General features: G+C 49.9%; 25 protein-coding genes. 21 read left to right on the top strand and 4 right to left on the bottom strand.

Annotation, left to right across the window (positions count from 1 at the left end):
• Nucleotides 1–169 precede the first annotated feature (169 nt).
• From AC6R03_RS17170 to deoD, 10 genes are all read left to right on the top strand, one after another.
• Nucleotides 170–1,603: an alanine/glycine:cation symporter family protein gene (locus AC6R03_RS17170; protein WP_500631531.1), complete on the top strand. Its 1,434-nt coding sequence runs from the start codon at nucleotides 170–172 to the stop codon at nucleotides 1,601–1,603.
• A gap of 93 nt (nucleotides 1,604–1,696) precedes the next feature.
• Complete coding sequence (gene yaaA, locus AC6R03_RS17165; RefSeq protein ID WP_500631530.1) at nucleotides 1,697–2,470, top strand: peroxide stress protein YaaA; 774 nt, start codon at nucleotides 1,697–1,699, stop codon at nucleotides 2,468–2,470.
• 49 nt (nucleotides 2,471–2,519) lie between these two features.
• Nucleotides 2,520–2,687 (top strand): DUF5363 family protein, encoded by a 168-nt coding sequence (locus AC6R03_RS17160; protein WP_334568323.1) that lies wholly within the window; start codon nucleotides 2,520–2,522, stop codon nucleotides 2,685–2,687.
• The gene (locus AC6R03_RS17155; RefSeq protein ID WP_500631529.1) at nucleotides 2,687–3,460 is read left to right on the top strand and encodes a TatD family hydrolase; all 774 of its coding nucleotides are present in this window, start codon (nucleotides 2,687–2,689) and stop codon (nucleotides 3,458–3,460) included. Before AC6R03_RS17160 ends, AC6R03_RS17155 begins: the two co-directional genes overlap by 1 nt.
• A gap of 205 nt (nucleotides 3,461–3,665) precedes the next feature.
• Nucleotides 3,666–4,928 carry a NupC/NupG family nucleoside CNT transporter gene (locus AC6R03_RS17150; protein ID WP_334551393.1) on the top strand — a complete coding sequence of 421 codons (1,263 nt, stop codon included), beginning with the start codon at nucleotides 3,666–3,668 and terminating at the stop codon, nucleotides 4,926–4,928.
• A 265-nt stretch (nucleotides 4,929–5,193) separates the two neighbouring features.
• Nucleotides 5,194–5,364, top strand: a complete 171-nt coding sequence (locus tag AC6R03_RS17145) for a XapX domain-containing protein (RefSeq protein WP_334551391.1) — start codon at nucleotides 5,194–5,196, stop codon at nucleotides 5,362–5,364.
• Between the two features lie 262 nt (nucleotides 5,365–5,626).
• Nucleotides 5,627–6,403 (top strand): deoxyribose-phosphate aldolase, encoded by a 777-nt coding sequence (deoC, locus tag AC6R03_RS17140; protein WP_500631528.1) that lies wholly within the window; start codon nucleotides 5,627–5,629, stop codon nucleotides 6,401–6,403.
• 87 nt (nucleotides 6,404–6,490) lie between these two features.
• A complete protein-coding gene (gene deoA, locus AC6R03_RS17135; protein WP_500631527.1) occupies nucleotides 6,491–7,819 on the top strand; it encodes a thymidine phosphorylase in 1,329 nt (442 codons plus the stop codon).
• A gap of 66 nt (nucleotides 7,820–7,885) precedes the next feature.
• Nucleotides 7,886–9,106, top strand: a complete 1,221-nt coding sequence (locus AC6R03_RS17130) for a phosphopentomutase (RefSeq protein WP_500631526.1) — start codon at nucleotides 7,886–7,888, stop codon at nucleotides 9,104–9,106.
• Nucleotides 9,107–9,202: 96 nt separating this feature from the next.
• Nucleotides 9,203–9,922, top strand: coding sequence for a purine-nucleoside phosphorylase (deoD, locus tag AC6R03_RS17125; protein WP_334551387.1), 720 nt, complete (start codon nucleotides 9,203–9,205; stop codon nucleotides 9,920–9,922).
• A 90-nt stretch (nucleotides 9,923–10,012) separates the two neighbouring features.
• Here deoD and AC6R03_RS17120 read toward each other — a convergent pair whose 3' ends face one another.
• Nucleotides 10,013–10,618, bottom strand: coding sequence for a YtjB family periplasmic protein (locus tag AC6R03_RS17120; RefSeq protein ID WP_500626999.1), 606 nt, complete (start codon nucleotides 10,616–10,618; stop codon nucleotides 10,013–10,015).
• 101 nt (nucleotides 10,619–10,719) lie between these two features.
• On the opposite strand from AC6R03_RS17120, the gene serB reads away from it, so the two are divergent.
• Complete coding sequence (gene serB / locus AC6R03_RS17115; protein WP_500631525.1) at nucleotides 10,720–11,721, top strand: phosphoserine phosphatase; 1,002 nt, start codon at nucleotides 10,720–10,722, stop codon at nucleotides 11,719–11,721.
• A 107-nt stretch (nucleotides 11,722–11,828) separates the two neighbouring features.
• Here serB and AC6R03_RS17110 read toward each other — a convergent pair whose 3' ends face one another.
• Entirely contained in the window at nucleotides 11,829–12,269 is a 441-nt protein-coding gene (locus AC6R03_RS17110; protein ID WP_334551382.1) for a CBS domain-containing protein, read from the bottom strand.
• Nucleotides 12,270–12,606: 337 nt separating this feature from the next.
• On the opposite strand from AC6R03_RS17110, the gene queA reads away from it, so the two are divergent.
• The 10 genes from queA (at nucleotide 12,607) to AC6R03_RS17060 (ending at nucleotide 22,596) form a co-directional block, all read left to right on the top strand.
• A complete protein-coding gene (queA, locus tag AC6R03_RS17105) occupies nucleotides 12,607–13,671 on the top strand; it encodes a tRNA preQ1(34) S-adenosylmethionine ribosyltransferase-isomerase QueA (protein WP_500631524.1) in 1,065 nt (354 codons plus the stop codon).
• 55 nt (nucleotides 13,672–13,726) lie between these two features.
• The gene (tgt, locus tag AC6R03_RS17100; protein WP_334551378.1) at nucleotides 13,727–14,860 is read left to right on the top strand and encodes a tRNA guanosine(34) transglycosylase Tgt; all 1,134 of its coding nucleotides are present in this window, start codon (nucleotides 13,727–13,729) and stop codon (nucleotides 14,858–14,860) included.
• 163 nt (nucleotides 14,861–15,023) lie between these two features.
• Nucleotides 15,024–15,353: a preprotein translocase subunit YajC gene (gene yajC, locus AC6R03_RS17095; protein WP_334568317.1), complete on the top strand. Its 330-nt coding sequence runs from the start codon at nucleotides 15,024–15,026 to the stop codon at nucleotides 15,351–15,353.
• Between the two features lie 20 nt (nucleotides 15,354–15,373).
• Entirely contained in the window at nucleotides 15,374–17,230 is a 1,857-nt protein-coding gene (secD, locus tag AC6R03_RS17090) for a protein translocase subunit SecD (RefSeq protein ID WP_334551376.1), read from the top strand.
• 14 nt (nucleotides 17,231–17,244) lie between these two features.
• On the top strand, nucleotides 17,245–18,192 hold the full coding sequence (gene secF, locus AC6R03_RS17085; RefSeq protein ID WP_334551374.1) for a protein translocase subunit SecF: 948 nt from the start codon (nucleotides 17,245–17,247) through the stop codon (nucleotides 18,190–18,192).
• 100 nt (nucleotides 18,193–18,292) lie between these two features.
• On the top strand, nucleotides 18,293–18,787 hold the full coding sequence (locus AC6R03_RS17080; RefSeq protein ID WP_500631523.1) for a hypothetical protein: 495 nt from the start codon (nucleotides 18,293–18,295) through the stop codon (nucleotides 18,785–18,787).
• Nucleotides 18,788–18,874: 87 nt separating this feature from the next.
• The gene (locus AC6R03_RS17075) at nucleotides 18,875–19,207 is read left to right on the top strand and encodes a DUF1904 domain-containing protein (RefSeq protein WP_334551370.1); all 333 of its coding nucleotides are present in this window, start codon (nucleotides 18,875–18,877) and stop codon (nucleotides 19,205–19,207) included.
• Nucleotides 19,208–19,247: 40 nt separating this feature from the next.
• Complete coding sequence (mepA, locus tag AC6R03_RS17070; protein WP_500631522.1) at nucleotides 19,248–20,111, top strand: penicillin-insensitive murein endopeptidase; 864 nt, start codon at nucleotides 19,248–19,250, stop codon at nucleotides 20,109–20,111.
• A 155-nt stretch (nucleotides 20,112–20,266) separates the two neighbouring features.
• Nucleotides 20,267–21,604 (top strand): cytochrome ubiquinol oxidase subunit I, encoded by a 1,338-nt coding sequence (locus AC6R03_RS17065; RefSeq protein ID WP_500631521.1) that lies wholly within the window; start codon nucleotides 20,267–20,269, stop codon nucleotides 21,602–21,604.
• Nucleotides 21,604–22,596, top strand: coding sequence for a cytochrome d ubiquinol oxidase subunit II (locus tag AC6R03_RS17060; protein WP_500631520.1), 993 nt, complete (start codon nucleotides 21,604–21,606; stop codon nucleotides 22,594–22,596). The genes AC6R03_RS17065 and AC6R03_RS17060 overlap by 1 nt, the downstream gene beginning before the upstream one ends.
• A 50-nt stretch (nucleotides 22,597–22,646) precedes the next feature.
• Here the strand turns inward: AC6R03_RS17060 and AC6R03_RS17055 are convergent, their stop codons facing one another.
• Complete coding sequence (locus AC6R03_RS17055) at nucleotides 22,647–22,901, bottom strand: YfhL family 4Fe-4S dicluster ferredoxin (RefSeq protein WP_334551367.1); 255 nt, start codon at nucleotides 22,899–22,901, stop codon at nucleotides 22,647–22,649.
• A gap of 2 nt (nucleotides 22,902–22,903) precedes the next feature.
• Nucleotides 22,904–24,304, bottom strand: a complete 1,401-nt coding sequence (gene trhP / locus AC6R03_RS17050) for a prephenate-dependent tRNA uridine(34) hydroxylase TrhP (protein ID WP_334551365.1) — start codon at nucleotides 24,302–24,304, stop codon at nucleotides 22,904–22,906.
• Nucleotides 24,305–24,445: the final 141 nt, after the last annotated feature.

Raw genomic sequence — 24,445 nt, 5'->3', positions numbered from 1 at the left:
TCGCGCCGTCAAAATTTCCGCTGAGATGTAAAGGACGTGCCTTTGGGGCGTGACACGCTGAGGTTGCAGACAATGATAATATTTAGTTTGAGCTACACTTTGACACTCAACAGCGCAACCCAACGTAGGCTCGGATGCCTAGCCAGCGAACACTCACTATGAGGATCCTATGACAGACTTAATTAATTTGATGAATGACCTGCTGTGGGGGTCTATTCTCGTTTATCTACTGGTTGGTGTCGGCGTTTACTTCACCGTAAGACTGGGCTTTATCCAGTTCCGCCACTTTGGCCACATGTTCTCAGTGCTGAAAAACAGCCGTAAAGCCGACCAAGCGGGTATCTCCTCTTTCCAAGCCCTTTGTACCAGTTTGGCGGCGCGTGTCGGCACGGGTAACATGGCGGGTGTGGCTGTTGCACTGACCGTTGGCGGCCCTGGCGCTATTTTTTGGATGTGGTTGATTGCCATGCTAGGTATGGCCACGTCATTTGCAGAGAGCACGTTGGCACAGCTATACAAAACGAGAGACGATGACGGTAACTACCGTGGTGGTCCTGCTTATTACATGGAAAAAGGCTTGGGCATGCGCTGGATGGGCGTGATGTTCTCCATCTTCCTTATTATTGCCTTTGGTTTGGTCTTCAATGCCGTGCAAGCAAACTCGATTGCTAGCGCGATGAATACCGCGTTTGGTTGGGATACCAAAGTCGTTGGCATTGCAGTGGTATTGCTGTCTGCTGTGGTTATCTTTGGCGGTATTAAGCGTATTGCAAAAGTGGCTGAGCTTATTGTACCGGTTATGGCGCTGGCTTACTTGCTATTGGCGATGTTTATCATGCTGACCAACCTTGAGAAGTTGCCAGGCGTGCTTTCACTGATTATTAAGAGCGCATTTGGTCTGCAAGAAGCGGCGGCTGGTGGCCTAGGTTATGCGATTGCTCAAGCGATGATCAACGGAATCAAGCGTGGCCTGTTCTCAAATGAAGCGGGTATGGGTTCTGCGCCTAATGCAGCAGCTTCTGCAACGCCTTATCCACCACACCCAGCGTCACAAGGTTACGTGCAAATGTTGGGCGTATTCATGGACACCATTGTGATCTGTTCAGCAACGGTAGCGATCATCTTGATGTCGGGTGAGTACCTAGGTACTGAAACGGCGGTGACAGGTATCGAGCTGACTCAGCGCGCGCTAAGCTCACAAGTGGGTGATTGGGGTGGGATCTTTGTTGCTGTAGCAATCTTCTTCTTCGCGTTTACCTCGATCATTGCAAACTACTCATACGCAGAAACTAACCTGATCTTCCTAGAGCACAATCACAAGGCGGGCCTTGGCCTGTTCCGTATCGTGGTTCTGGGTATGGTGATGTTTGGCTCTGTGGCAGCGCTGCCAGTGGTTTGGGATATGGCCGATGCATCAATGGGCTTAATGGCACTGGTGAACCTAGTAGCGATTATCTTGCTCTCTGGTACTGTGGTTAAGCTAGCAAAAGACTACAATCGTCAGCTTAATGAAGGCAAAGTTCCGACCTTTGATGCCAATGATTTCCCAGAGTTGAAATCTCAGCTTGAAGATGGCATCTGGGATCAAAAAGAAAAGAATTGATAGCTGAATACTATTGAAATGATTCATAAAGCCGTGCAGACATTGCACGGCTTTTTTTGTACCCTAAGTTAAACAATCAATAAGAGTAAAGTCATGTTAATCGTCGTTTCTCCAGCGAAAACCTTAGATTACGAATCACCCTTGGTGACCGAAACCTACACACAGCCTGAGTTAATTGACTACTCCAAGCAGTTGATTGAGGTGTGCCGTAAACTGACGCCAGCCGATGTGGCGAGTTTGATGAAGGTCAGTGACAAAATCGCCGATCTGAACGTTGGCCGCTTCCAAGAGTGGAGCGAGACATTCACACTCGACAATGCCCGCCAAGCGATTCTGGCGTTCAAAGGCGATGTCTATACAGGTCTTGATGCCCAGACACTCACTGAGGCGGATTTCGAGTACGCTCAGCTCCATTTACGTATGCTGTCTGGCCTTTATGGTCTGCTTAAGCCGCTTGACCTGATGCAACCATACCGTCTTGAAATGGGTACTAAGCTTGCCAATGAGAAAGGCAGCAACTTGTATCAGTTCTGGGGGAATGTGATTACCGACAAGCTCAATCAAGCGATCACCGAACAAGGGGACAACGTCTTGGTCAACCTGGCCTCCAATGAGTATTTTAAGGCGGTTAAGCAAAAGAACTTGGATGCGCAGGTGATTACGCCGGTGTTTAAAGACTGCAAAAACGGCCAATATAAAGTGATCAGCTTTTATGCCAAAAAAGCGCGCGGCATGATGGCGCGTTTTATTATCGAAAACCGCATCGAGAGTGTCGCGGATTTGACCCAGTTCAACACGGCGGGGTACACCTTTGCTGAGGATGAGTCGAGCGCGACTGAGTTAGTCTTCAAACGTGAAGAGCAGTAGTGAAGGCGAGTGGTCATCGTTGCTAGCATCGGGCAGGGGAGTCATGCACATGTGGAAGAGATTAAAACATTGGCTTGAGCGCTACGACGCTTGGTGCCACTCTATGGGCCTTACTCCTGGGCAAAAGCGCAGTTGCGTGCCGTACCGCTCTGATGATGCAAGGCAGAGCGACGCTGCCACTTCGTCCTCATCACCCACTTCAAAGGCGCAGCAGTAATGCGCCTTTTTGATACTCACTGTCACCTCGATTTTGCCCCCTTTAAGGCTCAATTAGGGGCAACATTGCAAGAAGCCAGTGAGCAAGGAGTCGAGCGTTTTCTGGTTCCTGCGATTGGCGAAAGCAATTGGAGCGATCTTATTGCGCTATCCCAACAGCACACGAACTTGTACATCAGTTTGGGGTGCCATCCCTATTTTGTTCACACCGACTCATTGATTGAGGTCAGTCGCCTCGAAGCTCAATGTGAGTCGGCAGGCTCAGTGTGTGTCGCGGTCGGAGAGTGCGGCTTAGACGCCATGATCGATGTCGACGCTCTGCGACAAGAAGCGGTGCTTGAGGCGCAGATCAGCGTGGCCAAGAACCTGCGGCGGCCCTTGATTCTTCACGGGCGAAAAACCTATCACCGCTTGTTGCAACTGCTTAAGCAGCACCGTTTTCACTACGGTGGGATTTTGCATGGGTTTTCCGGCAGCTATCAACAAGCGATGCAATTTGTTGAGCTCGGTTTCTACATCGGTGTGGGCGGAGTGATTACCTACCCAAGAGCGAATAAGACGCGTCAAGCGGTGACGCAGGTGCCCATCGACCATCTTGTTTTGGAAACCGACGCGCCCGACATGCCGTTGTCAGGGTATCAAGGCCAAGCCAATCATCCTAAGCGTTTACCCCAAGTGTTAACGACATTGGCGCAACTGAAGCAGAGTTGTGAGCAAACGGTTGCGGAAAACGTTTGGAAAAACAGCTTATTGGCACTGTCTATTTGTGAATGAATTCTAAATAAAATGTGCTTTTTATGATTTCTGTAAACTTTGGTTGTGACTATTGTCACACTTACGAGTGAATGAGTGGTGAATCTTATCAGAAACTGTGAAGGCGGCATTACTTTATCGGTGGACGGATGAGTATAATTGCCCGTGCTTTTGAGCTCCATTTTGTAACACGCCAACAAATAACTTAATAAGGAAGTCATAAACTATGAGCCTGTTTATGAGCCTAGTCGGTATGGCAGTTTTGATCGCTATCGCGCTTCTACTGTCTGATAACCGCAAAGCTATCAATCTAAGAACTGTGGGTGGCGCTTTTGCTATCCAATTCATCATCGGTGGTTTCGTTCTGTACGTACCATGGGGTCGTGATCTTCTAGCTGGTTTCTCAGCTGGTGTACAAAACGTGATCGACTACGGTAAAGACGGTACTGGTTTCCTATTCGGCAGCCTAGTTAACTTCTCAGTTGACGGTATCGGTTTCATCTTTGCTTTCCAAGTACTACCAACGCTAATCTTCTTCTCTGCGCTAATTTCTGTACTTTACTACATCGGTGTGATGCAGTGGGTTATCAAGATTCTTGGTGGCGGTCTACAAAAAGCACTGGGTACATCACGTGCCGAGTCTATGTCTGCAGCAGCGAACATTTTCGTAGGTCAAACTGAGGCACCACTTGTGGTTCGTCCGTTTGTACCTAAAATGACTCAGTCTGAGCTATTTGCAGTGATGTGTGGTGGTCTAGCGTCTGTAGCAGGTGGTGTACTTGCTGGTTACGCTTCAATGGGTGTACCTCTAGAGTACCTTGTTGCTGCATCATTCATGGCAGCACCAGGTGGTCTACTGTTCGCTAAAATCATCAAACCTGAAACTGACACGCCAAATGACGATCTAGGCGCGGACATCGACGGTGGTGACGACAAGCCTGCTAACGTTATCGATGCAGCAGCTGGCGGTGCGTCTGTCGGTCTACAGCTTGCGCTTAACGTTGGTGCAATGCTACTTGCGTTCATCGGCCTTATTGCTCTTATCAACGGCATCCTAGGTGGCGTTGGCGGTTGGTTCGGTATGCCTGAACTGACACTAGAAATTCTTCTAGGTTACATCTTCTCACCACTTGCATTCCTAATTGGTGTGCCTTGGGAAGAAGCGACGCTAGCGGGTTCATTCATCGGTCAGAAACTGGTGGTGAACGAATTCGTTGCTTACCTAAACTTCGTTCCTTACGTTGGTGATGCAGCTCAAGTTGTACCAGCAACCGGTGAAGTGATGTCTACTAAGACAGCCGCTATCATCTCGTTCGCGCTATGTGGTTTCGCAAACCTTTCTTCAATTGCGATTCTACTAGGTGGTCTAGGTGGTCTAGCGCCAAACCGTCGTCACGACATCGCTCGTATGGGTGTGAAAGCGGTCGCAGCAGGTACTCTGTCTAACTTGATGGCAGCAACCATCGCTGGCTTCTTCCTATCTTTCTAATTTAAGAAGCGATAGATTATATAGACGCCGTTTTATAAGACCCCGTAGTTGCATAGCTTGCTATGTACTACGGGGTTTTTTCGTTGTTTAAAGGTCTGGAGTGTGCCCAGACAACAAGATTCATAACGTTTGTGCAGTGGATAAAACTCAGCAATCGTTAAGCCGGATCTTTTTTGAGATACAAACCGTTTGCGCTCTGTGTGCGACTACAGTTTTGCGATAAATATCTATACTGTATAGGTGTAAAGAAAATAGGCCTAAACTGATGAATGATGTGATTCTCGCGACCTTAGCGGGCTTTGTTGTCGGAATCCTGTTTTCCGCCATCAAGCTGCCCATTCCAGCACCTCCAGTATTACCGGGAGTGATGGGAATTGTGGGCGTTTATCTTGGTGGTGTAACCTTTCAATGGATCATTGAAAGGTTTTTTAGTTAACGCTAATTAATACAAGGAGTATGATTAGCGCGGCAACATCGGTTGCCTGAGGCGTCACAAAGCGCCTATACACGTTAGACACCGCAATCGCAGATTGTTGTGCCATAGACCAAATTGGTACTGTGCGGTGACAAGGATAGCAATTGGTACATGTTCGCTGTATGTAGCAAGTCTTCAAGGAACCAAGTCCGTTCATTAATGATTACACCTTAATCATAGGGATTAAGGCGGTGAAATTTTTGAATATTGATCGGAGATAGAAATGAGCGATTTAAAAGCAGCTGCACTACGTGCACTAAAACTTATGGACCTAACTACGCTGAATGACGATGACACTGACGCGAAAGTTATTTCACTGTGTCATGATGCAAAATCAGCGGTAGGTAACACAGCTGCCATCTGTATTTACCCTCGCTTTATTCCTATTGCTAAGAAGACCCTTCGTGAGCAAGGCACACCTGACGTTCGTATCGCAACGGTAACGAACTTCCCACACGGCAATGACGATATCGAGATTGCGGTAGCGGAAACCAAAGCTGCTGTGGCTTATGGTGCTGATGAGGTCGATGTGGTATTCCCATACCGCGCACTAATGGCGGGCAATGAGGAAGTGGGCTTCGATTTGGTTAAGCAATGTAAAGCAGCGTGTGGCGATATCTTGCTAAAAGTGATCATCGAAACCGGTGAGCTGAAAGAAGAAGCGCTAATCAAGAAAGCGTCAGAAATCTGCATCAAAGCAGGCGCTGATTTTATTAAAACCTCAACAGGCAAAGTGCCGGTGAACGCAACACCTGAATACGCTCGCATGATGCTCGAAGTTATCCGCGATATGGGTGTGTCTGAGACCGTTGGCTTCAAACCTGCAGGCGGCGTACGTACCGCAGAAGATGCTGCCGCGTACCTAGCGATGGCCGATGAGATCCTAGGCGACAATTGGGTCGATGCGCGTCACTACCGCTTTGGTGCGTCTAGCCTGCTGACAAACCTACTCAATACATTAGAAGTAACAGACGAAACGGCGGATCCAAGCGCTTACTAAGCGACGTCGGTTTGTTCGGTGGCGCGTTGTTGCGCCACCTTACCTCTTTACCTTATTACCACCGCATTCAATGCGTGGGAGGCTCTAATGTACTTACCACAAGAAATTATTCGTAAAAAACGTGACGGTGAAGTGCTCACCGCAGACGAAATTAACTTTTTTATCCAAGGCGTTGCAAACGACAGCGTATCTGAAGGTCAGATAGCGGCGTTTGCGATGGCGGTTTTCTTCAATGAAATGACCATGCCCGAGCGCATTGCACTGACTTGTGCGATGCGTGACTCTGGCATGGTGATCGACTGGAGCCACATGAACTTTGATGGCCCGATTGTCGATAAGCATTCCACCGGTGGTGTGGGTGATGTGACCTCGCTGATGTTAGGGCCAATGGTCGCTGCCTGTGGCGGTTTTGTTCCTATGATCTCGGGGCGAGGCCTCGGTCATACCGGTGGCACACTGGACAAACTGGAATCGATTCCCGGCTACAACATCACGCCAAGCAATGAGGTGTTTGGTCAAGTGACCAAAGAGGCGGGTGTGGCGATCATCGGTCAAACCGGCGATCTAGCACCGGCTGATAAGCGTGTTTACGCGACGCGTGACATCACTGCGACGGTCGATAACATCTCCTTGATCACAGCCTCCATCCTGTCTAAGAAACTCGCAGCGGGTCTTGAGTCTTTGGTGATGGACGTGAAAGTTGGCTCGGGCGCCTTTATGCCAACGTATGAAGCGTCAGAAGAGTTGGCTAAGTCTATTGTCGCGGTGGCCAATGGTGCGGGCACCAAAACCACCGCAATTTTGACGGACATGAACCAGGTCCTCGCCTCGTCTGCTGGCAACGCCGTGGAAGTGCGCGAAGCGGTGCGCTTCCTAACGGGTGAATATCGTAATCCACGCCTTCTTGAAGTGACGCTGGCCTCTTGTGCAGAAATGCTGGTGCTCGGCAAATTAGCCGACGATACACAAGACGCGCGCGCTAAATTAATGAAGGTACTCGATAACGGCAAAGCGGCAGAGTGTTTTGGCAAAATGGTGGCAGGCCTGGGTGGCCCAGCGGATTTTGTTGAGAACTATGAGCAATACCTAGAAAAAGCGGACATCATTAAACCGGTTTACGCGCAAGAGTCCGGTGTCGTTTCGGCGATGGATACGCGCGCGATTGGAATGGCGGTGGTTGCCATGGGCGGCGGACGCCGCGTGGCCAGCGACAAGATTGATTACGCCGTGGGCTTTGATCAATTCATTCGCCTAGGTGAGATCGCTAGCAGCGAACAACCTCTTGCCGTCATTCATGCACGCAATGAGGCTCAGTGGGAAGAGGCCGCGCAGGCGCTGCGCAGTGCAATCAAAATTGGTGGTGAATACACCCCAACCCCTGAGGTTTACCGTCAGATTCGCGCAGAAGACATTTAATCGACGACATCATTACATTAGGCCCATTCAGGCACACAGTGGCTGAGTGGGCGAAAGGAATACGCAATGAAAAGAGCATTTATTTTAGTCCTAGACTCATTCGGTATCGGCGCGACGGCGGATGCGGATAAGTTTGGCGATGTGGGCTCCGACACACTGGGTCATATTGCGGAACAGTGTGAGCAAGGCCTAGCGGACAACGAGCAACGCCAAGGTGCGTTGCGCCTGCCGAACCTGTCTAAGCTTGGCTTGGCGATGGCGCATAAAGAATCAACCGGACGCTTTGCTCCGGGGCTTGATGATAACGCAGAGATTATCGGTGCCTACGGTCATGCGGCAGAGCTCTCTTCCGGTAAAGATACCCCATCGGGTCACTGGGAGATCGCAGGTGTACCCGTTCTGTTTGATTGGGGCTACTTTAGCGACAAATCGAGCAGCTTCCCGTCAGCGCTGACGGATCGCATTCTTGAGCGTGCGGGTTTAGATGGATTTCTTGGCAACTGCCATGCATCAGGCACGCAAGTGCTCGATGATCTTGGTGAAGAGCACATGAAAACCGGCAAACCTATCTTCTATACGTCGGCTGATTCGGTATTCCAAATCGCCTGCCATGAAGAGACGTTTGGTCTTGATAGATTACTTGAGCTTTGCCAAATCGCTCGTGAAGAGCTTGAAGACTACAACATTGGTCGCGTCATTGCGCGTCCATTTATTGGTCCGGGTAAAGGTCAATTTGAGCGTACGGGTAATCGTCGCGATCTCTCTGTTGAACCGCCATCTGCGACCGTGTTGCAAAAACTGGTTGAAGAGAAGCAAGGAGAAGTGGTCTCGATTGGTAAGATTGCCGACATCTACGCCAACTGTGGCATCACCAAAAAAGTGAAAGCCACGGGTATTCCTGCTTTGTTTGAAGCGACTCTTGAGCAAATCAAAGCCGCACAGGACAACACCATAGTGTTCACCAACTTCGTTGACTTTGATTCTGCCTACGGCCACCGCCGTGATGTTGCAGGTTATGCGGCGGCATTGGAATACTTTGATGGTCGCATCAACGAAGTGATGGCGCTGATGCAGGAAGACGATGTGCTGATTCTGACGGCGGACCACGGCTGCGATCCCACTTGGCCAGGAACCGATCATACCCGTGAGCACATTCCTGTGATTGTCTACGGGCAAAAAGTGCCGGCTGGGTCATTGGGTCGCCGCGAGTCATTTGCCGATATCGGCCAAACGCTTGCGAGCTATTTTGGCACTTCGCCAATGGATTACGGTAAGAACTTCCTCTAAAAGAGGCGGTTTTTCCCTGACTCTCACGCAGAGGTTGCAAGCGATAGCTGCTCACCTCTGCTTTATTTCATTCGTTTCAACTAAGGACATTGAATTATGGCAACTCCACATATTAACGCAGAAATGGGGGCATTTGCTGACGTCGTATTGATGCCAGGTGACCCACTACGTGCAAAATACATCGCGGAAACCTTCCTCGATGATGTCGTTCAAGTGTGTGATGTGCGTAATATGTTCGGTTACACGGGCACGTATAAAGGCCGCAAAGTTTCAGTAATGGGACACGGCATGGGCATTCCTTCTTGCTCCATTTACGCCACTGAGCTTATCAAAGACTTCGGTGTGAAAAAGATCATTCGTGTGGGTAGCTGCGGCGCGGTGAGCACAGATATCAAAGTGCGTGACGTCGTGATCGGCATGGGAGCTTGTACCGATTCGAAAGTGAACCGCATCCGCTTCAAAGGTCATGACTTCGCAGCGATTGCAGATTACAAAATGGTGCGCGCGGCAGAAGAAGCTGCAAAGGCACGTGGTATTGACGTTAAAGTCGGTAACCTGTTCTCGGCTGAGTTGTTCTACACGCCAGATCCAGAGATGTTTGATGTGATGGATAAGTACGGCATCGTGGGTGTGGAAATGGAAGCGGCAGGCATCTACGGTGTGTGTGCCGAGTACGGCGCGAAAGCACTGACCATCTGTACCGTTTCTGACCACATCAAAACTGGCGAGCAAACCACATCCGATGAGCGTCAAACGACCTTCAATGACATGATGGTGGTCGCACTCGATTCTGTACTGATTGGCGATACTCTGTAAGTATTCTTGCTTTGTTGTACAAAGAGCCCCGCAATCGCGGGGCTCTTTTTTTGAATGCTTACTTGTGGCTTAGCGTGTGGGTGAGGAGGGTTAACTCATCTCTTTGAGCAGTAAATTCTCTTGTTTCACTTTTGGCTTTCTGCGGATGATGAGCGCAAGCAGGAGGCCGGCAATAAAGCTCATCGCAACCATGGTGACCATGTAGCGGTCACTTTTTCGGTAGTAGTGATCGGAAAACGCTGTTAAGCGCCCTGTTTCGAACGTGATGCGCACAAAGCCAATCACCACACCGTCGTTGTAGATAGGCTCGACCAGTTGCTGTTTGCCAATGCTGGCGGTTTGCAGTGGGGTGTCCAGCCCCAATGTTTCCCGCACCGATTTGGCTTGATCGCTGGCCGCAAGACGAATGCCTTCGGCATCATAAATGGTCGCATCATACACCAAACGGTCGTTGGCCAATTGGTTAGCCAGTGCCAACAGCCGCTCTTGGTCGTCGTTTAAAATCATATCGCTGGAAGAGAGTGAGGCTTGCGAGATCAAGATCTTGGTCAATGTCTCAAGCTGGTTGGCTTGGATTTCCTCATTACCCTGAGTAATTTTGACACTGTTGACACCAATCGTCACCACCATTGCAATCAAGGCTAAGATCGCGACGGCGCGAATGGCCATCCGAAATGAGAAGAGTGAGGTGTCCATGAAAGCCCCGCGAGTTTAATTCCACCAATCGGCATATTGATACTTGCACAGATAAATTGCAATAGGTTAACGTGTGGAGAGAAATTCTAGGGAAGTGATACATGGACACGTTCAACACCGATATACACGCTGCTCTCTCGGTCAGCAAACCGCTTTCAATTCGTAAGCACATCCCACTGTGCAATCGTATACCAGAAACCCGACACACCAGCCGCTTTGATATCAATAAAGCCAATTGGATTGTTTTCGGTCACTACTTAAGCGCCAATCTCTTTGAAGATATCGATTTTTACACCGGGCAGTACAATGCGATTGTCGAAGTGTGGAAAGTCGGTCAATACGAAGTAGCTTTAATGGCCGGCGAGCTCACCACTGAGCATGAAGAAATTCTCCAAGCGATTGAGCTGGATTACGCTCGCCTGAACGACATTCCAGAGCTGAGCAAACCCGGATTGGTGGTGATGGACATGGACTCCACCGCGATTCAAATTGAATGCATTGATGAAATCGCCAAACTAGCCGGAGTGGGCGAAGAGGTCGCCGAGGTGACCGAGCGCGCGATGCAAGGAGAACTGGATTTTGAACAGAGCCTTCGTCAGCGTGTCGGCAAGTTAAAAGGGGCCGACGAGTCCATTTTAGGCTCGGTACGCGCTGAGTTGCCACTGATGCCTGATTTACCCGAGCTGGTGGCGACCTTCAAAGCGTTTGGTTGGAAAACCGCTATTGCCTCTGGTGGCTTTACCTACTTCTCGGACTACTTGAAAGAGACGCTAGCGCTTGATCATGCTCATTCAAACCAATTGGAGATTGTGCAGGGCAAGTTGACCGGCAATGTCCTTGGCGACATCGTCGGCGCACAAACCAAAGCGGACATCGTGGATAGGCTAGCCGAGCAGTATGATATCGAACCACACAACACCATAGCCATTGGTGATGGCGCGAACGATCTTGTGATGATGGAGCGGGCGGGGCTCGGTATTGCTTATCACGCCAAACCTAAAGTGGAGCAGCAAGCCCAGTGCGCGGTGCGTTATGTTGGCCTTGGTGGTGTGATCTGTATTCTTTCGGCGCTACTGGTGAAGCAAAAGCGCGTCAGTTTTTGACGGCTTGCCTCGGGCGCTCTTCAAGCCTAAGCCCGACCTTTAAAAAAGAGTGAGCCGCCAGTGCGTCTCACTCTTTTGTTTATCATCCCTATTTCATCGATATGGACTTATTCCATCTCCTCCGGCTCAGACTCTTCTTGCAGCTCAAGCAAATTGATGGCGATAGAAACAAAGTCACTGTCGGTAATGATGCCGACCAAGTGGCCTTTGTGCACCACGGGCAAGCAGCCCACTTTGTGTTTTTGCATGTAGACGGCGCTCTCTTTGAGCCCTGCTTGTGGATCAACCGTCATCACGCTGGTTTTCATCACTTCGTATAGCGGCGTTTGTAGCGTATAAGATTGGCTCTCTGGTAGGGCTTGTAAGCTTGATTCTTGGGCGGCTAACACATCGCGATGTGACACCACACCAAGCAGTTTTTTATTCGCATCGACAATGGGAATGTGGCGGATGTCCAGTGCGGTCATCATGTTCTTTGCGTCGCCAAGATTGTGAGAGCGGAGAAGCGTGTGTGGATTACGCGTCATCATGTCTTCGACCTTGATCATGGCTGCCTCCTGAGTTGTTATTTTTTACTCTTTAAATATAGTCACTTTCCGGCGTTGAATGTGAGAGCCCGACCTATTTTTATGCTCTTTGACGCAGCGAATTGATGCGGCGTGACAAGGTGCAAAACTTGCGCTTTTGCTTAACCTTATTCCGGCACGGATCGGAATAAATCCACTCTCTTTTCTTGCTATTGACCGTGCGGCGCATATACTAGTCGGCTGCGAAAAACTTGTCGTCTGTTTGTGACAGAATCAGAGCGAGCAAGCATTTGAATCTAACCCTGAATTGGGGCGCCTTCTTTGCGGCCTCATTCATGCACTGCGATAGACTAGTAATATGCAAGTATCCGATTTTCATTTTGACCTGCCTGATGAGCTGATTGCTCGCTACCCACAACCAGAGCGTACGGCGAGCCGTTTACTGCAATTGGATGGCAACAGCGGTGAATTGGTTGATGGCACATTTACCGATGTTCTCGACAAGATTCAGCCTGGCGACTTAGTGGTGTTTAACAATACTCGAGTGATTCCCGCGCGCCTCTTTGGGCGTAAAGCATCGGGCGGCAAACTTGAGGTGTTGGTTGAGCGAGTGCTCGACGAAACGCGCATTCTCGCCCATGTGCGCTGCTCAAAATCACCCAAGCCGGGCTCGACCATTTTTGTCGGCGACAATGATGAATTTTCTGCCCTGATGGTCGCGCGTCATGACGCCTTGTTCGAACTCGATTTTCAATCCGATCTCAATGTGCTCTCCATCTTAGAGCAGATAGGGCATATGCCGCTGCCACCTTACATTGATCGCCCAGACGAAGACTCAGACAAAGAGCGTTATCAAACGGTTTACAACCAAAAACCTGGCGCAGTTGCGGCGCCGACAGCAGGCTTGCACTTTGATCAGCCTCTACTGGATAAAATCGCTCAGAAAGGGGCAGAATTTGCTTACGTGACGTTGCACGTTGGGGCGGGGACATTCCAGCCAGTGAAGGTTGAGAACATCAATGACCACCACATGCACGCTGAATACGTCGAAGTACCACAAGAGGTGGTCGAGGCGATTGAAGCGACTCGGGCACGCGGCGGTCGAGTGATTGCGGTCGGTACCACGTCGGTACGCTCTTTAGAAAGTGCCGCGCAAGATGCGTTGAAAAAAGGCACGCCACTGGCGCCATTTTTCGGTGATACGGAAATCTTCATCTACCCTGGCTATGAGTACCAATTGGTGGATGCGCTTATCACCAATTTCCATCTCCCAGAGTCGACGCTCATCATGCTGGTGAGTGCATTTGCGGGCTACGACAATACGATGAACGCTTACCGCCACGCGGTGGAGAAGCAATATCGCTTTTTCTCTTACGGCGATGCCATGTTCATCTCCAAAAAGACTCAGAGCGCTAACGCGTAATTGGCGTTGGTGCGATATTAAACCGTCAGACTGTTTCTCTGACACTGGAGGCTTCGTGAAGTTAACATTTGAACTTAAGAAAAAAGATGGCGTTGCGCGCCGTGGTCAATTGACCTTTGAGCGCGGAACCGTGCAAACGCCAGCGTTTATGCCTGTGGGTACCTATGGTACGGTGAAAGGCATGACCCCTGAAGAAGTAAAAGGGATCGGCGCCGAGATCTTGCTTGGTAACACTTTCCATCTGTGGTTACGCCCGGGGCAAGAAGTGATGAAGCTGCATGGTGACCTGCATGACTTTATGAACTGGCAAGGGCCGATTTTGACTGACTCTGGTGGCTTCCAGGTCTTCAGTCTTGGCGATATTCGAAAGATCACCGAAGAGGGGGTTCACTTTCGTAACCCGGTGAACGGTGACAAAATTTTCATGGACGCTGAAAAGTCGATGGAAATTCAATACGATCTGGGCTCGGATATTGTGATGATCTTTGACGAGTGTACGCCATACCCAGCGACACACGATGAAGCGAAGAAGTCGATGGAAATGTCACTGCGTTGGGCGCAGCGTTCACGCGATCATTTTGATAAGCTCGAAAACCCGAACAGTCTATTTGGTATTGTTCAGGGCGGCGTGTACGAAGACTTGCGTGATGTGTCAGTGAAAGGTCTGACAGACATAGGCTTTGATGGTTACGCTGTGGGTGGTTTGGCCGTGGGTGAGCCAAAAGAAGACATGCACCGCATTCTTGAGCACACCTGTCCGCAACTGCCTGAAGACAAACCTCGTTACTTAATGGGGGTTGGCAAACCGGAAGATTTGGTAGAAGGTGTTCGCCGTGGCATCGACATGTTTGACTGTGTGATGCCAACGCGCAACGCTCGTAATGGCCACCTGTTTGTCACTGGCGGTGTGATCAAGATCCGTAATGCAAAACACAAAACGGATACGACGCCATTGGATCCACACTGTGACTGTTACACTTGCCAAAACTACTCGAAGTCCTATTTGCATCACCTAGAGCGCTGCAATGAGATTTTGGGCGCGCGTTTGAACACGATTCACAATTTGCGCTACTACCAACGCTTGATGGCAAGCATCCGAAAGGCGATTGATGAAGACCGCTTTGACGCGTTTGTAGAAGAGTTCTATGCACGTCGTGACCGCGAAGTGCCGCCACTGACGAAAGCATAACGATTGAAAGCCTTTGACCTATGGTCAGAGGCTTTTGCTAATAAAATAGGCAAACAGCGTGCATTTTTGAGAGGGTGATCTCTATTGTTTAATCTGACCCTTGAAAGTGTTTGGCTAAAGCCCAATTTGGATATCAATAAAATATAAATAGAGGATTATTTTAATGTTTATTTCTCAAGCTCACGCAGCCGCTGAAGGCGCACCAGCAGGTGGCGGTTTCGAAATGTTGATCATGCTAGGTATGTTCGCGGTTATCTTTTACTTCATGATCTACCGCCCACAGTCTAAGCGTGTGAAAGAGCACAAGAACCTAATGGCTTCTATGGGCAAAGGTGACGAAGTGCTGACGAGCGGTGGTCTAGTGGGTAAGATCACTAAGATTGCAGAAGACAACGATTACATCTCAATCGAACTTAACGCGAACAACGAAGTTGTGATCAAGAAAGACTTCGTGACTGCAGTGCTACCAAAAGGTACGCTGAAATCTCTATAAACAGCTAGAGGATCCTCGCTGTGCTTAACCGCTATCCGTTATGGAAGTATTTGATGGTGGTGCTAACCATCGCTATCGCTGCGTTGTACGCACTTCCGAATTTATACGGTGAAGATCCGGCAATTCAAGTGACAGGGGCGCGCGGCGCCTCTGTTGATCTGTCAACGCTGGACTCTGTCACTCAAGCTCTTGAAAAAGAGGGCTTATCTCATAAATCCATTGCTCTAGAAAATGGATCCATCCTTGTACGCTTTACGAGTACCGATACGCAAATCAGTGCGCGCGACGTCATCAGCGAAGCGCTCGGTAACGATACTATTGTCGCACTTAACCTTGCACCATCCACACCGGACTGGCTAGAAGCGATTGGCGCTGCGCCAATGAAGTTAGGTCTAGACTTGCGTGGTGGTGTTCACTTCCTGATGGAAGTGGATATGGACGCGGCGATGGAAAAACTCGTCGGCCAGCAAGAAGAAGCGTTTCGTAGTGAGCTTCGCGAAGAGAAAATTCGTTACCGCGCCATTCGCCCACTGGGCAAAGATGCGGTCGAAGTGCTGCTTCGTGATGGCGAGCAGCTAGCGCAAGCAAAACGTGTTCTCGAAGGTCTACACCCTGACATGTTGTTTGTGGAGTCAGGCAGCGAGAGCCGCTTTGCACTCAAAGCAACCTTTACCGAGCAACGCCTCACCGAAATTCGCAACTACGCGGTCGAGCAGAACATTACGATTTTGCGTAACCGTGTGAACGAACTAGGTGTTGCGGAGCCATTGGTTCAGCGTCAAGGTGCAAGCCGCATTGTGGTCGAGCTTCCCGGCGTACAAGACACCGCTCGCGCGAAAGAAATTCTCGGTGCGACGGCGACGCTTGAGTTCCGTGAAGTGGATGCGAGCGCTGACCTTGCTGCTGCTGCCAGTGGCCGCGCGCCAGCGGGCAGTGAAATCAAGCAAGATCGTGATGGTCGCCCTGTCGTGCTGAAAAAGCGTGTCATTCTTGGTGGTTCAAGCATCACGGATGCGAGCTCCAGCGTGGATGAGTACGGTCGCCCACAGGTGAACATCTCACTCGACAGTGAAGGTGGCAACAAGATGTCGGCGTTCTCGCGTCAAAATATCGGTAAGCTGATGGCAACGGTATTTGCAGAGTACAAAGACAGCGGTAAACGCACTCCTGAAGGCAAAGTGATTCTGTCTAAGCATGAAGAAGTGATCAACCAGGCGACCATTCAATCGGCACTTGGACGTAACTTCCGCATCACAGGTATCGATTCTGCCGCCGAAGCGCACAACCTTGCGTTGCTACTACGTGCGGGGGCTCTGATTGCGCCAATCTCGATTGTTGAAGAGCGTACCATTGGTCCATCAATGGGACAGCAGAACATCGATATGGGTGTCCAAGCGTGTATTTGGGGTATGGTCGCAGTCATGTTGTTTACCTTGCTCTACTACCGCAAGTTTGGCTTGATTGCCAACATGGCGCTGATGGCGAACTTGGTGCTTATTATCGGGGTAATGTCGATGATTCCAGGGGCAACCATGACGCTGCCAGGGATTGCCGGTATTGTCTTGACGGTCGGTATGGCGGTGGATGCCAACGTGCTGATTTTTGAGCGTATCCGAGAAGAGCTGCGTGATGGACGCAATCCACAACAAGCGATTCACCAAGGTTACGCCAACGCGTTCAGCACTATTGCGGATGCAAACATCACGACGCTGATCACCGCAATCATCTTGTTTGCCGTCGGTACTGGTGCCATCAAAGGTTTTGCGGTCACGCTGTCTATCGGTATTTTGACCTCCATGTTTACTGCTATCGTCGGTACCCGTTGTGTGGTTAACCTACTGTACGGCGGTAAGCGCATTAATAAACTGTCGATCTAGGGCTAGGAATACGTATGTTTCAGATTCTAAAAGCAGAGAAAACGATCGACTTTATGCGTTGGTCAAAGGCAGCGTTTGCGCTGTCTATTGTAATGATCGCTGCGGCGCTCTTCACGCTATCAACTAAATGGTTGAATTGGGGCTTAGACTTCACTGGCGGTACGCTGATTGAAGTGGGTTTTGAGCAACCGGCAAACCTTGAAGAGATTCGTGGTGCGCTTGATGCCAAAGGCTTCGGTGATGCTACGGTGCAAAACTTTGGTAGTGCCCGTGATGTCATGGTGCGTTTGCGTCCTCGTGATGACGCTTCAGGCGAAACTTTAGGCAACCAAATCATCAGTGCCATTAAAGAGGGCACGGGTGAAAACGTAGAGATGCGCCGTATCGAGTTTGTCGGCCCGAACGTGGGTGATGAGCTGACAGAAGCGGGCGGTCTGGCGATCTTGGTGTCGCTGATCTGTATCTTGATTTACGTCTCGGTGCGCTTTGAGTGGCGTTTGGCGGCGGGTGCGGTACTTGCTTTGGCGCACGACGTTATCATCACCTTGGGCATCTTCTCTTTGATGCAAATTGAGGTGGATCTTACCATTGTCGCGGCCTTGCTGACGGTAGTGGGTTACTCGCTCAACGATACGATTGTTGTCTTTGACCGTATCCGTGAAAACTTCCGCAAGATGCGTAAAGGCGAATCGGCTGAGGTCATGAACAACTCCATTACCCAAACGCTGAGTCGTACCTTGATCACTTCGGGCACGACTTTGTTTGTGGTTATCGCCTTGTTTACCCAAGGTGGTGCGATGATTCACGGTTTTGCCACTGCGCTATTGCTTGGTATCACAGTGGGTACTTACTCTTCTATCTATGTTGCCTCAGCGCTGGCATTGAAGCTGGGTATCACCCGAGAGCACCTGATGCCACCTCAAGTTGAAAAAGAGGGCGCTGAGTTTGATGAGATGCCTTAATGGCTCTCTTACATTCTCTGTGCTCGCTACCTCTATTTGAGTTACTCCAAAGCCGCTGATGTCAGCGGCTTTTTTGTTCCTACTCACCGAAGGAAGAGTGATGAGAATTCGATTGTTGCTAGTGATGCTGGTGAGTCCACTGGCCTGCGCCAATACGCTGTTGATACCGATATTGAATGGCGATGCAATACGCCAAGAGATCCAGGAAACTTGGCTGGCGTGTGAGCGCGATACTTGGTGTGAGATGGCGCTGGACTATCATAAAGAGCACTATATTGCTGAAGCCACCTTAGACGGTGCAACGCTTTCAATCACATTACTGTCATCGTTTTCACCCCATCAATGGAGTCAGCTGCAGTTACATCTTCGCCAAGATGGTTTTGTGCTCAACCGCGTCACCATCGATGATCAGAGTTTAGATATCGAGACAGAACTCGCGCTTGCGTCAAACCAAGAGGTCGAAACCAAAATAGTGCGGCTTCTGGGGCAAGCCTCGCCTCGGTCTACCCAGCGCCTAGTCTATCAACATCGAGATTGGCGAGCGATGATCGTCAGTCAGGATGGGGTTCTTCGCGTGACGTTCGAGCCACGATAATGTTAGAGGTCGTCGCATGCAGGAATGCGATGGGCATTGCTCAATATCTTGTTATCATGGAGCAAACTCAACAATAGGATCTTATCTATGCCTCATCTACGTTTTCGAGCGGTGGAGCCGCAAACGGTTCAAACCTTATCCTCAACACTGCTTGATGAGCTCCAACCACACATGGATTGCCCCAAAGAGGATTTCACCTTTGAATACATCTATACCACGTTTTTTTATGATGGAGAGGTCAGCCAAGCGTATCCGTTTGTCGAAGTGTTGTGGTTTGATCGCGGCCAAGAGACCCAAGATGCGGTCGCAAGCATCATTACTCGTCAGGTTCGCGGCGTGCTTGGCGAAGAGGTCGATGTGGCGGTAATTTTCACGGCGCTTGAAGCCAGCGGCTATTATGATAATGGTGACCATTATTAAACGCTGAGTGGCAACGGTGAATTGAGGGAAGGGACGAGTCATGCAAACAGGGACGATTTGGCGACTTAGCGCCTTTCCACCTATCGCCTTGATGATGAGCTTTGGCTCATCGGTCAGTGCCACGCCTTGGGAGGCCATTTCATCTCCATCTCAATCTCAGCCGCAGGCGATAGGAAGCTACGCCAATGGCTGCTTAGCCGGGGCTAAGGCGCTACCGCTTGAAGGGGAAGGGTATCAAGTGCTGCGCCGCCAGCGCGCTCGATACTATGCTCACCCCAGTGCGATTCGCTACATCGAACATTTGGCTGAGCAAGCTCATCGAACGTTGAACACCTCACTCTTGATTGGCGATCTTTCTCTGCCACAAGGCGGTCGTTTTTCGTCGGGCCATTCAAGTCATCAAACAGGGCTCGATATCGACATTTGGCTTAGGTTGGTAGATGCGCCATTGAGTTCTCCTCAGTTGGCCAAACCTGAGCCTCTGAGCGTGGTCAACCTTGAACAGTACCGCTTAGTGAAAGCGAGCTGGGATCGTCGTCATTTTGACTTGATCAAGCTTGCAGCCAGTGATGACGACGTCGCTCGAATTTTTGTTCACCCCGTTATCAAAGACACCTTGTGCCGCAGCGAAGAGAGCCAAGACAGAACATGGCTTCGCAAAGTTAGGCCTTGGTGGGGGCATCATTACCACATGCATGTTCGGCTTCGCTGCCCTGAGGGCAGTGATGCCTGTCAACCTCAAGCCGCGCCTCCAGCGGGAGATGGTTGCGGCGCAGAGCTTGCCAGTTGGAAACCACAGCCCAAACCTGCCATCAAAACGCCAACACCGAGCACGACAAGCAAAAAGAAAACGCCGAAAGTACCCCCCGGTCAATGTTTGGCATTACTAGCAGAACAGTCTTAAATCCTGTCATTCGTTTTCATGTTTTCTTCTAAAGAAGATAAAAACCGCGCTACTCGGGCGATATTCATGAATATCCGATCCAATACCCGCCGATATCCGTAAGAAATTTTCAGAATTTCGATTTAATTTGGGTTATTAGCTGTTGAGGTAGTGAGATGTTAGATACCCTCATGTTGTCGCGAATCCAGTTTGCGGCCAATATTAGTTTTCATATTTTATTCCCAACCATCACCATCGCTCTGGCATGGATGTTGGTGTTTTTCAAATGGCGTTACAACCGAACGCAAGCGCCAGTTTGGCTCGATGTCTATTACTTTTGGGTCAAGGTGTTTGCACTCACATTCGCACTCGGTGTTGTCTCAGGTATTACGATGAGTTTTCAGTTTGGCACTAATTGGCCGGGCTTTATGGAGCGTGTGGGTAATGTTGCAGGTCCTCTGCTGGGCTACGAAGTAATGACGGCCTTTTTTATGGAGGCGACCTTTCTTGGCGTGATGCTGTTTGGTCGAGGCCGTGTGCCCGACTGGTTCCATACTTTGGCCACCGTCTTGGTGGCGGTCGGCACGACCATGTCGGCGTTTTGGATTCTGGTACTGAATAGTTGGATGCACACGCCGGCTGGGTATGAAGTCATCGATGGTGTGGTGCATGTCACCAGTTGGAAGGACGTCATCTTCAACCCCTCTTTGCCTTATCGGTTTGCGCATACCCTATTGGCGTCTGGTTTGACCGCAAGCTTTTTGATAGCAGGCATCAGTGCCTATCAGCTTATTAAGCAACCTAGCCATCGTGCAGCCAAGCTTGGATTGAGAGTTTCACTGTTAGCGGCGGCGTTATTCATTCCTGTTCAGATTTTTGTCGGTGACTTGCACGGCTTGAACACCTTAGAGCATCAACCGGCGAAGATTGCGGCGATGGAAGGAGTATGGGAAACAGAGCAAGGCGCTCCGCTGCTCCTGTTTGCTTGGCCAAATGAAGAGCTGCGTCAGAACGAATTCGCGCTAGGGATCCCACATTTGGCGAGTTTGATTCTCACTCATTCGCTTGATGGGGAAATTGTCGGCCTCAATGACTTTGCACCCAATCACCCACCAGTAAAGCCGCTGTTTTTTGGCTTTCGGGTCATGGTTGGGGTCGGACTATTGATGCTAGCAGTAAGTTGGTTTGGTGGTTATCGCTTGCTCAGAGCTCGAGACCTGCCGAGGCCCTACCTCTATGTCGTGGTCGCCATGACGTTTTCTGGGTGGATAGCGACGCTCGCAGGTTGGTATGTCACAGAGATAGGACGTCAACCTTGGCTTGTCACTGGTGTACTGAGAACGGCAGAAGCCGTCACACCATTGGCACCATCGAATGTGATGATCTCCTTGTCGATGTATCTTGTCGTTTATGCTGCTCTTCTTCTGGCGTACATCCACACCTTGTTTTATCTCGCTCGTAAGGACGTTGATGCTCACAAAGTTACGGCAACAGTACAACAAGGGGTATGCTAATGTTGAACTATTTACCAGAAGTTTATCTGTTGATCCTTGGCTTCACCGTATTTATGTATGCAGTGTTGGATGGCTATGATCTCGGCGTAGGTATGCTCCTTCCTAGCAACGATGAAGATCAGCGAGACAGAATGATTGCGTCGATTGGACCGTTCTGGGATGCCAATGAGACTTGGCTTGTATTGGCGGTTGGGATACTGTTGATAGCCTTCCCTAGTGCGCACAGTCTGATTTTTACCGAGCTCTATTTACCGACCGCCTTCATGCTGATTGCATTGATCATGCGAGGTGTCGCGTTTGATTTTCGAGCCAAGGCCAAAGCGGACTATAAGCAGCGGTGGGATAATTGTTTTAAATTGGGATCATTGCTCGCGGCACTGACCCAAGGATACATGGTGGGAAGGTACATCATGGGGTTCGAAGCATCGGCACAAGCTTACGGGTTTGCGTTTCTCAGTAGTCTTTGTGTTGCGTGCGCCTATGTATACATTGGCGGTGCTTGGTTGGTTCTCAAAACGGAAGGAAGATTGCAAGCCAGAGCTGCGCGTTGGTCACGCAGAGCGGGCTGGATTGCTGCGTTAGGGATAATCTCGGTCAGCATTGTTAACCCGCTAGTCAACCAACAGGTAGCGCAACGTTGGTTCAGCTTTCCGGAAATTCTGCTGCTTGCCCCGGTGCCTTTGGTGGTTTTGACGACAATCTACTTAGTTGACCGCTACTTACGTCGAGTTCCGACCAGTGATGATTGGGGCGCGCGTTGGCCTTTTATTGGTGCTGTGGTGATTTATGCGCTGAGCTTTTTGGGGCTAGCGTACAGTTTCTTTCCTCAAGTGGTACCTGGAATTATGGAGGCTCGCCAAGCGGCCTCTTCAGATGAGACGTTGATCATCGTCGGCTATGGTGTGGTTGTGGTGATGCCGATGATATTGCTCTACACCTTTGCGGTGTATCGCATATTTAAAGGCAAAGCCACAGAGCTCAGTTATAAATAACGCTGACTAACATAAAAAAACGCCGCTTCGATGAGCGGCGTTTTTTGGTATTAGGCTAACCCTTGAATGATGACGAACTTTTCGAGCAGTTCCTCTTCGGTCTCAATATGGTTTGGGTCCGTGATAATGCATTTGGTGATCGGACACACAGACTGACAGGTGGGTTTGTCGTAGTGCCCTTTACACTCTGTACAGAGATCAGGGTCGATCTCGAATATGCTGTCACCCATAGAGATAGCGCCGTTGGGGCACTCAGGGTCACACATATCGCAGTTAATGCACTTATCCGTGATCAGCAACGCCATGGTTATTTACCTGTTGGGTTACGGGTATCCTGACCAGCATTAAGGTTACGCATCAATAGACCAAATTCCAGATCCAAATCCTGTGGGACTGGAATGAAGACAAAGTGGCCATTGCCTTTTGCGTCATCGATAGACTCAGACTTGCGGTTTTCCATCGCTTCAAGCGTGAAGACTACATTACCTTTAGGTGTCATAAGCTCAAGGCTATCACCCACAACGAATTTGTTCTTCACTTCCACTTCTGCCATGTCACCGCGACGTTTACCGGTGAACTCACCGACAAACTGCTGAGAATCGGAAACAGAGTAGCCGTAGTCGTAGTTTTGGTACGCATCGTGCGTGTGACGACGAAGGAAGCCTTCGGTGTAACCACGGTGAGCTAAGCTTTCAAGCGTGCCCATTAGGCTCTCATCAAACGGACGACCTGCAACCGCGTCATCAATTGCTTTACGGTAGACTTGCGCGGTGCGTGCACAGTAGTAGAAAGACTTCGTACGGCCTTCGATTTTCAGCGAGTGAACACCCATCTTCGTTAAACGCTCAACGTGCTGAACTGCACGGAGATCTTTCGAGTTCATGATGTAAGTGCCGTGCTCATCTTCGTAAGCGGCCATCTTTTCTTCTGGACGGTGAGCTTCAGAAAGCAGCACCACTTCATCGGTTGGTTTGCCACGACCAATCGTGGTTTCAGGGCGCTCGTCTTGAACTTCAACAGGCTGCGCCTGTGATGGATCAAACTTCTCAACGATGTCGCCGGTGTCGTTTTCTTTGCCTTGCTCAACTTTGTATTCCCAACGACATGCGTTAGTACATGTGCCTTGGTTTGGGTCGCGTTTGTTGATGTAGCCAGAAAGCAGACAGCGACCAGAATACGCCATGCAAAGTGCACCGTGAACAAAGACTTCGAGCTCTGTTTCAGGGCAGTGTTCACGGATCTCTTCGATCTCTTCTAGAGAAAGCTCACGAGAAACAATCACGCGTTCAACACCGTTGGCAGCCCAGAATTTTACCGTCGCCCAGTTCACCGCGTTCGCTTGTACTGATAAGTGGATTGGCATATCAGGGAAGGCTTCACGTACCATCATAATCAGACCTGGGTCAGACATTATTAAGGCGTCTGGGCCCATTTCGACCACAGGTTTAAGGTCGCGGATAAAGGTTTTTAGCTTTGAGTTGTGCGGCTGGATGTTGCACACCACGTAGAGTTTTTTACCCAGCGCATGCGCTTCATCGATACCGATTTTTAGGTTTTCGTGGTTGAACTCGTTGTTACGAACGCGCAGGCTGTAACGAGGTTGGCCCGCGTAAACGGCATCAGCGCCGTAGGCAAAGGCATAACGCATGTTTTTCAAGCTGCCTGCCGGTGACAGTAGCTCAGGAACAAAAGCTTTCTCAGTGGTCATAGTCATTTCTCTTCAATCTGATCTCAAGTCAGGCCGATTCCACCATATGGAATCAGGGGCGCAAATTTTACGTCAAATACGCTGTGGTGACTAGGAAAACATAAGAGAGGATAATGAAACGCCTTCTAAGCGAAGGCGTTG

The sequence above is a fragment of the Vibrio sp. R10-SG-ISO4 genome (assembly GCF_059834135.1).
The sequence above is the reverse complement of the archived record's forward strand: the minus strand, read 5'-3'. Positions and strand labels throughout refer to the sequence as shown.

Coding starts and splice junctions, on each gene's coding strand:
- AC6R03_RS17170 (WP_500631531.1), top strand. CDS start 170: ATGACAGACTTAATTAATTTGATGAATGACCTGCTGTGGGGGTCTATT.
- yaaA (WP_500631530.1), top strand. CDS start 1,697: ATGTTAATCGTCGTTTCTCCAGCGAAAACCTTAGATTACGAATCACCC.
- AC6R03_RS17160 (WP_334568323.1), top strand. CDS start 2,520: ATGTGGAAGAGATTAAAACATTGGCTTGAGCGCTACGACGCTTGGTGC.
- AC6R03_RS17155 (WP_500631529.1), top strand. CDS start 2,687: ATGCGCCTTTTTGATACTCACTGTCACCTCGATTTTGCCCCCTTTAAG.
- AC6R03_RS17150 (WP_334551393.1), top strand. CDS start 3,666: ATGAGCCTGTTTATGAGCCTAGTCGGTATGGCAGTTTTGATCGCTATC.
- AC6R03_RS17145 (WP_334551391.1), top strand. CDS start 5,194: ATGAATGATGTGATTCTCGCGACCTTAGCGGGCTTTGTTGTCGGAATC.
- deoC (WP_500631528.1), top strand. CDS start 5,627: ATGAGCGATTTAAAAGCAGCTGCACTACGTGCACTAAAACTTATGGAC.
- deoA (WP_500631527.1), top strand. CDS start 6,491: ATGTACTTACCACAAGAAATTATTCGTAAAAAACGTGACGGTGAAGTG.
- AC6R03_RS17130 (WP_500631526.1), top strand. CDS start 7,886: ATGAAAAGAGCATTTATTTTAGTCCTAGACTCATTCGGTATCGGCGCG.
- deoD (WP_334551387.1), top strand. CDS start 9,203: ATGGCAACTCCACATATTAACGCAGAAATGGGGGCATTTGCTGACGTC.
- AC6R03_RS17120 (WP_500626999.1), bottom strand. CDS start 10,618: ATGGACACCTCACTCTTCTCATTTCGGATGGCCATTCGCGCCGTCGCG.
- serB (WP_500631525.1), top strand. CDS start 10,720: ATGGACACGTTCAACACCGATATACACGCTGCTCTCTCGGTCAGCAAA.
- AC6R03_RS17110 (WP_334551382.1), bottom strand. CDS start 12,269: ATGATCAAGGTCGAAGACATGATGACGCGTAATCCACACACGCTTCTC.
- queA (WP_500631524.1), top strand. CDS start 12,607: ATGCAAGTATCCGATTTTCATTTTGACCTGCCTGATGAGCTGATTGCT.
- yajC (WP_334568317.1), top strand. CDS start 15,024: ATGTTTATTTCTCAAGCTCACGCAGCCGCTGAAGGCGCACCAGCAGGT.
- secF (WP_334551374.1), top strand. CDS start 17,245: ATGTTTCAGATTCTAAAAGCAGAGAAAACGATCGACTTTATGCGTTGG.
- AC6R03_RS17080 (WP_500631523.1), top strand. CDS start 18,293: ATGAGAATTCGATTGTTGCTAGTGATGCTGGTGAGTCCACTGGCCTGC.
- AC6R03_RS17075 (WP_334551370.1), top strand. CDS start 18,875: ATGCCTCATCTACGTTTTCGAGCGGTGGAGCCGCAAACGGTTCAAACC.
- mepA (WP_500631522.1), top strand. CDS start 19,248: ATGCAAACAGGGACGATTTGGCGACTTAGCGCCTTTCCACCTATCGCC.
- AC6R03_RS17065 (WP_500631521.1), top strand. CDS start 20,267: ATGTTAGATACCCTCATGTTGTCGCGAATCCAGTTTGCGGCCAATATT.
- AC6R03_RS17060 (WP_500631520.1), top strand. CDS start 21,604: ATGTTGAACTATTTACCAGAAGTTTATCTGTTGATCCTTGGCTTCACC.
- AC6R03_RS17055 (WP_334551367.1), bottom strand. CDS start 22,901: ATGGCGTTGCTGATCACGGATAAGTGCATTAACTGCGATATGTGTGAC.
- trhP (WP_334551365.1), bottom strand. CDS start 24,304: ATGACCACTGAGAAAGCTTTTGTTCCTGAGCTACTGTCACCGGCAGGC.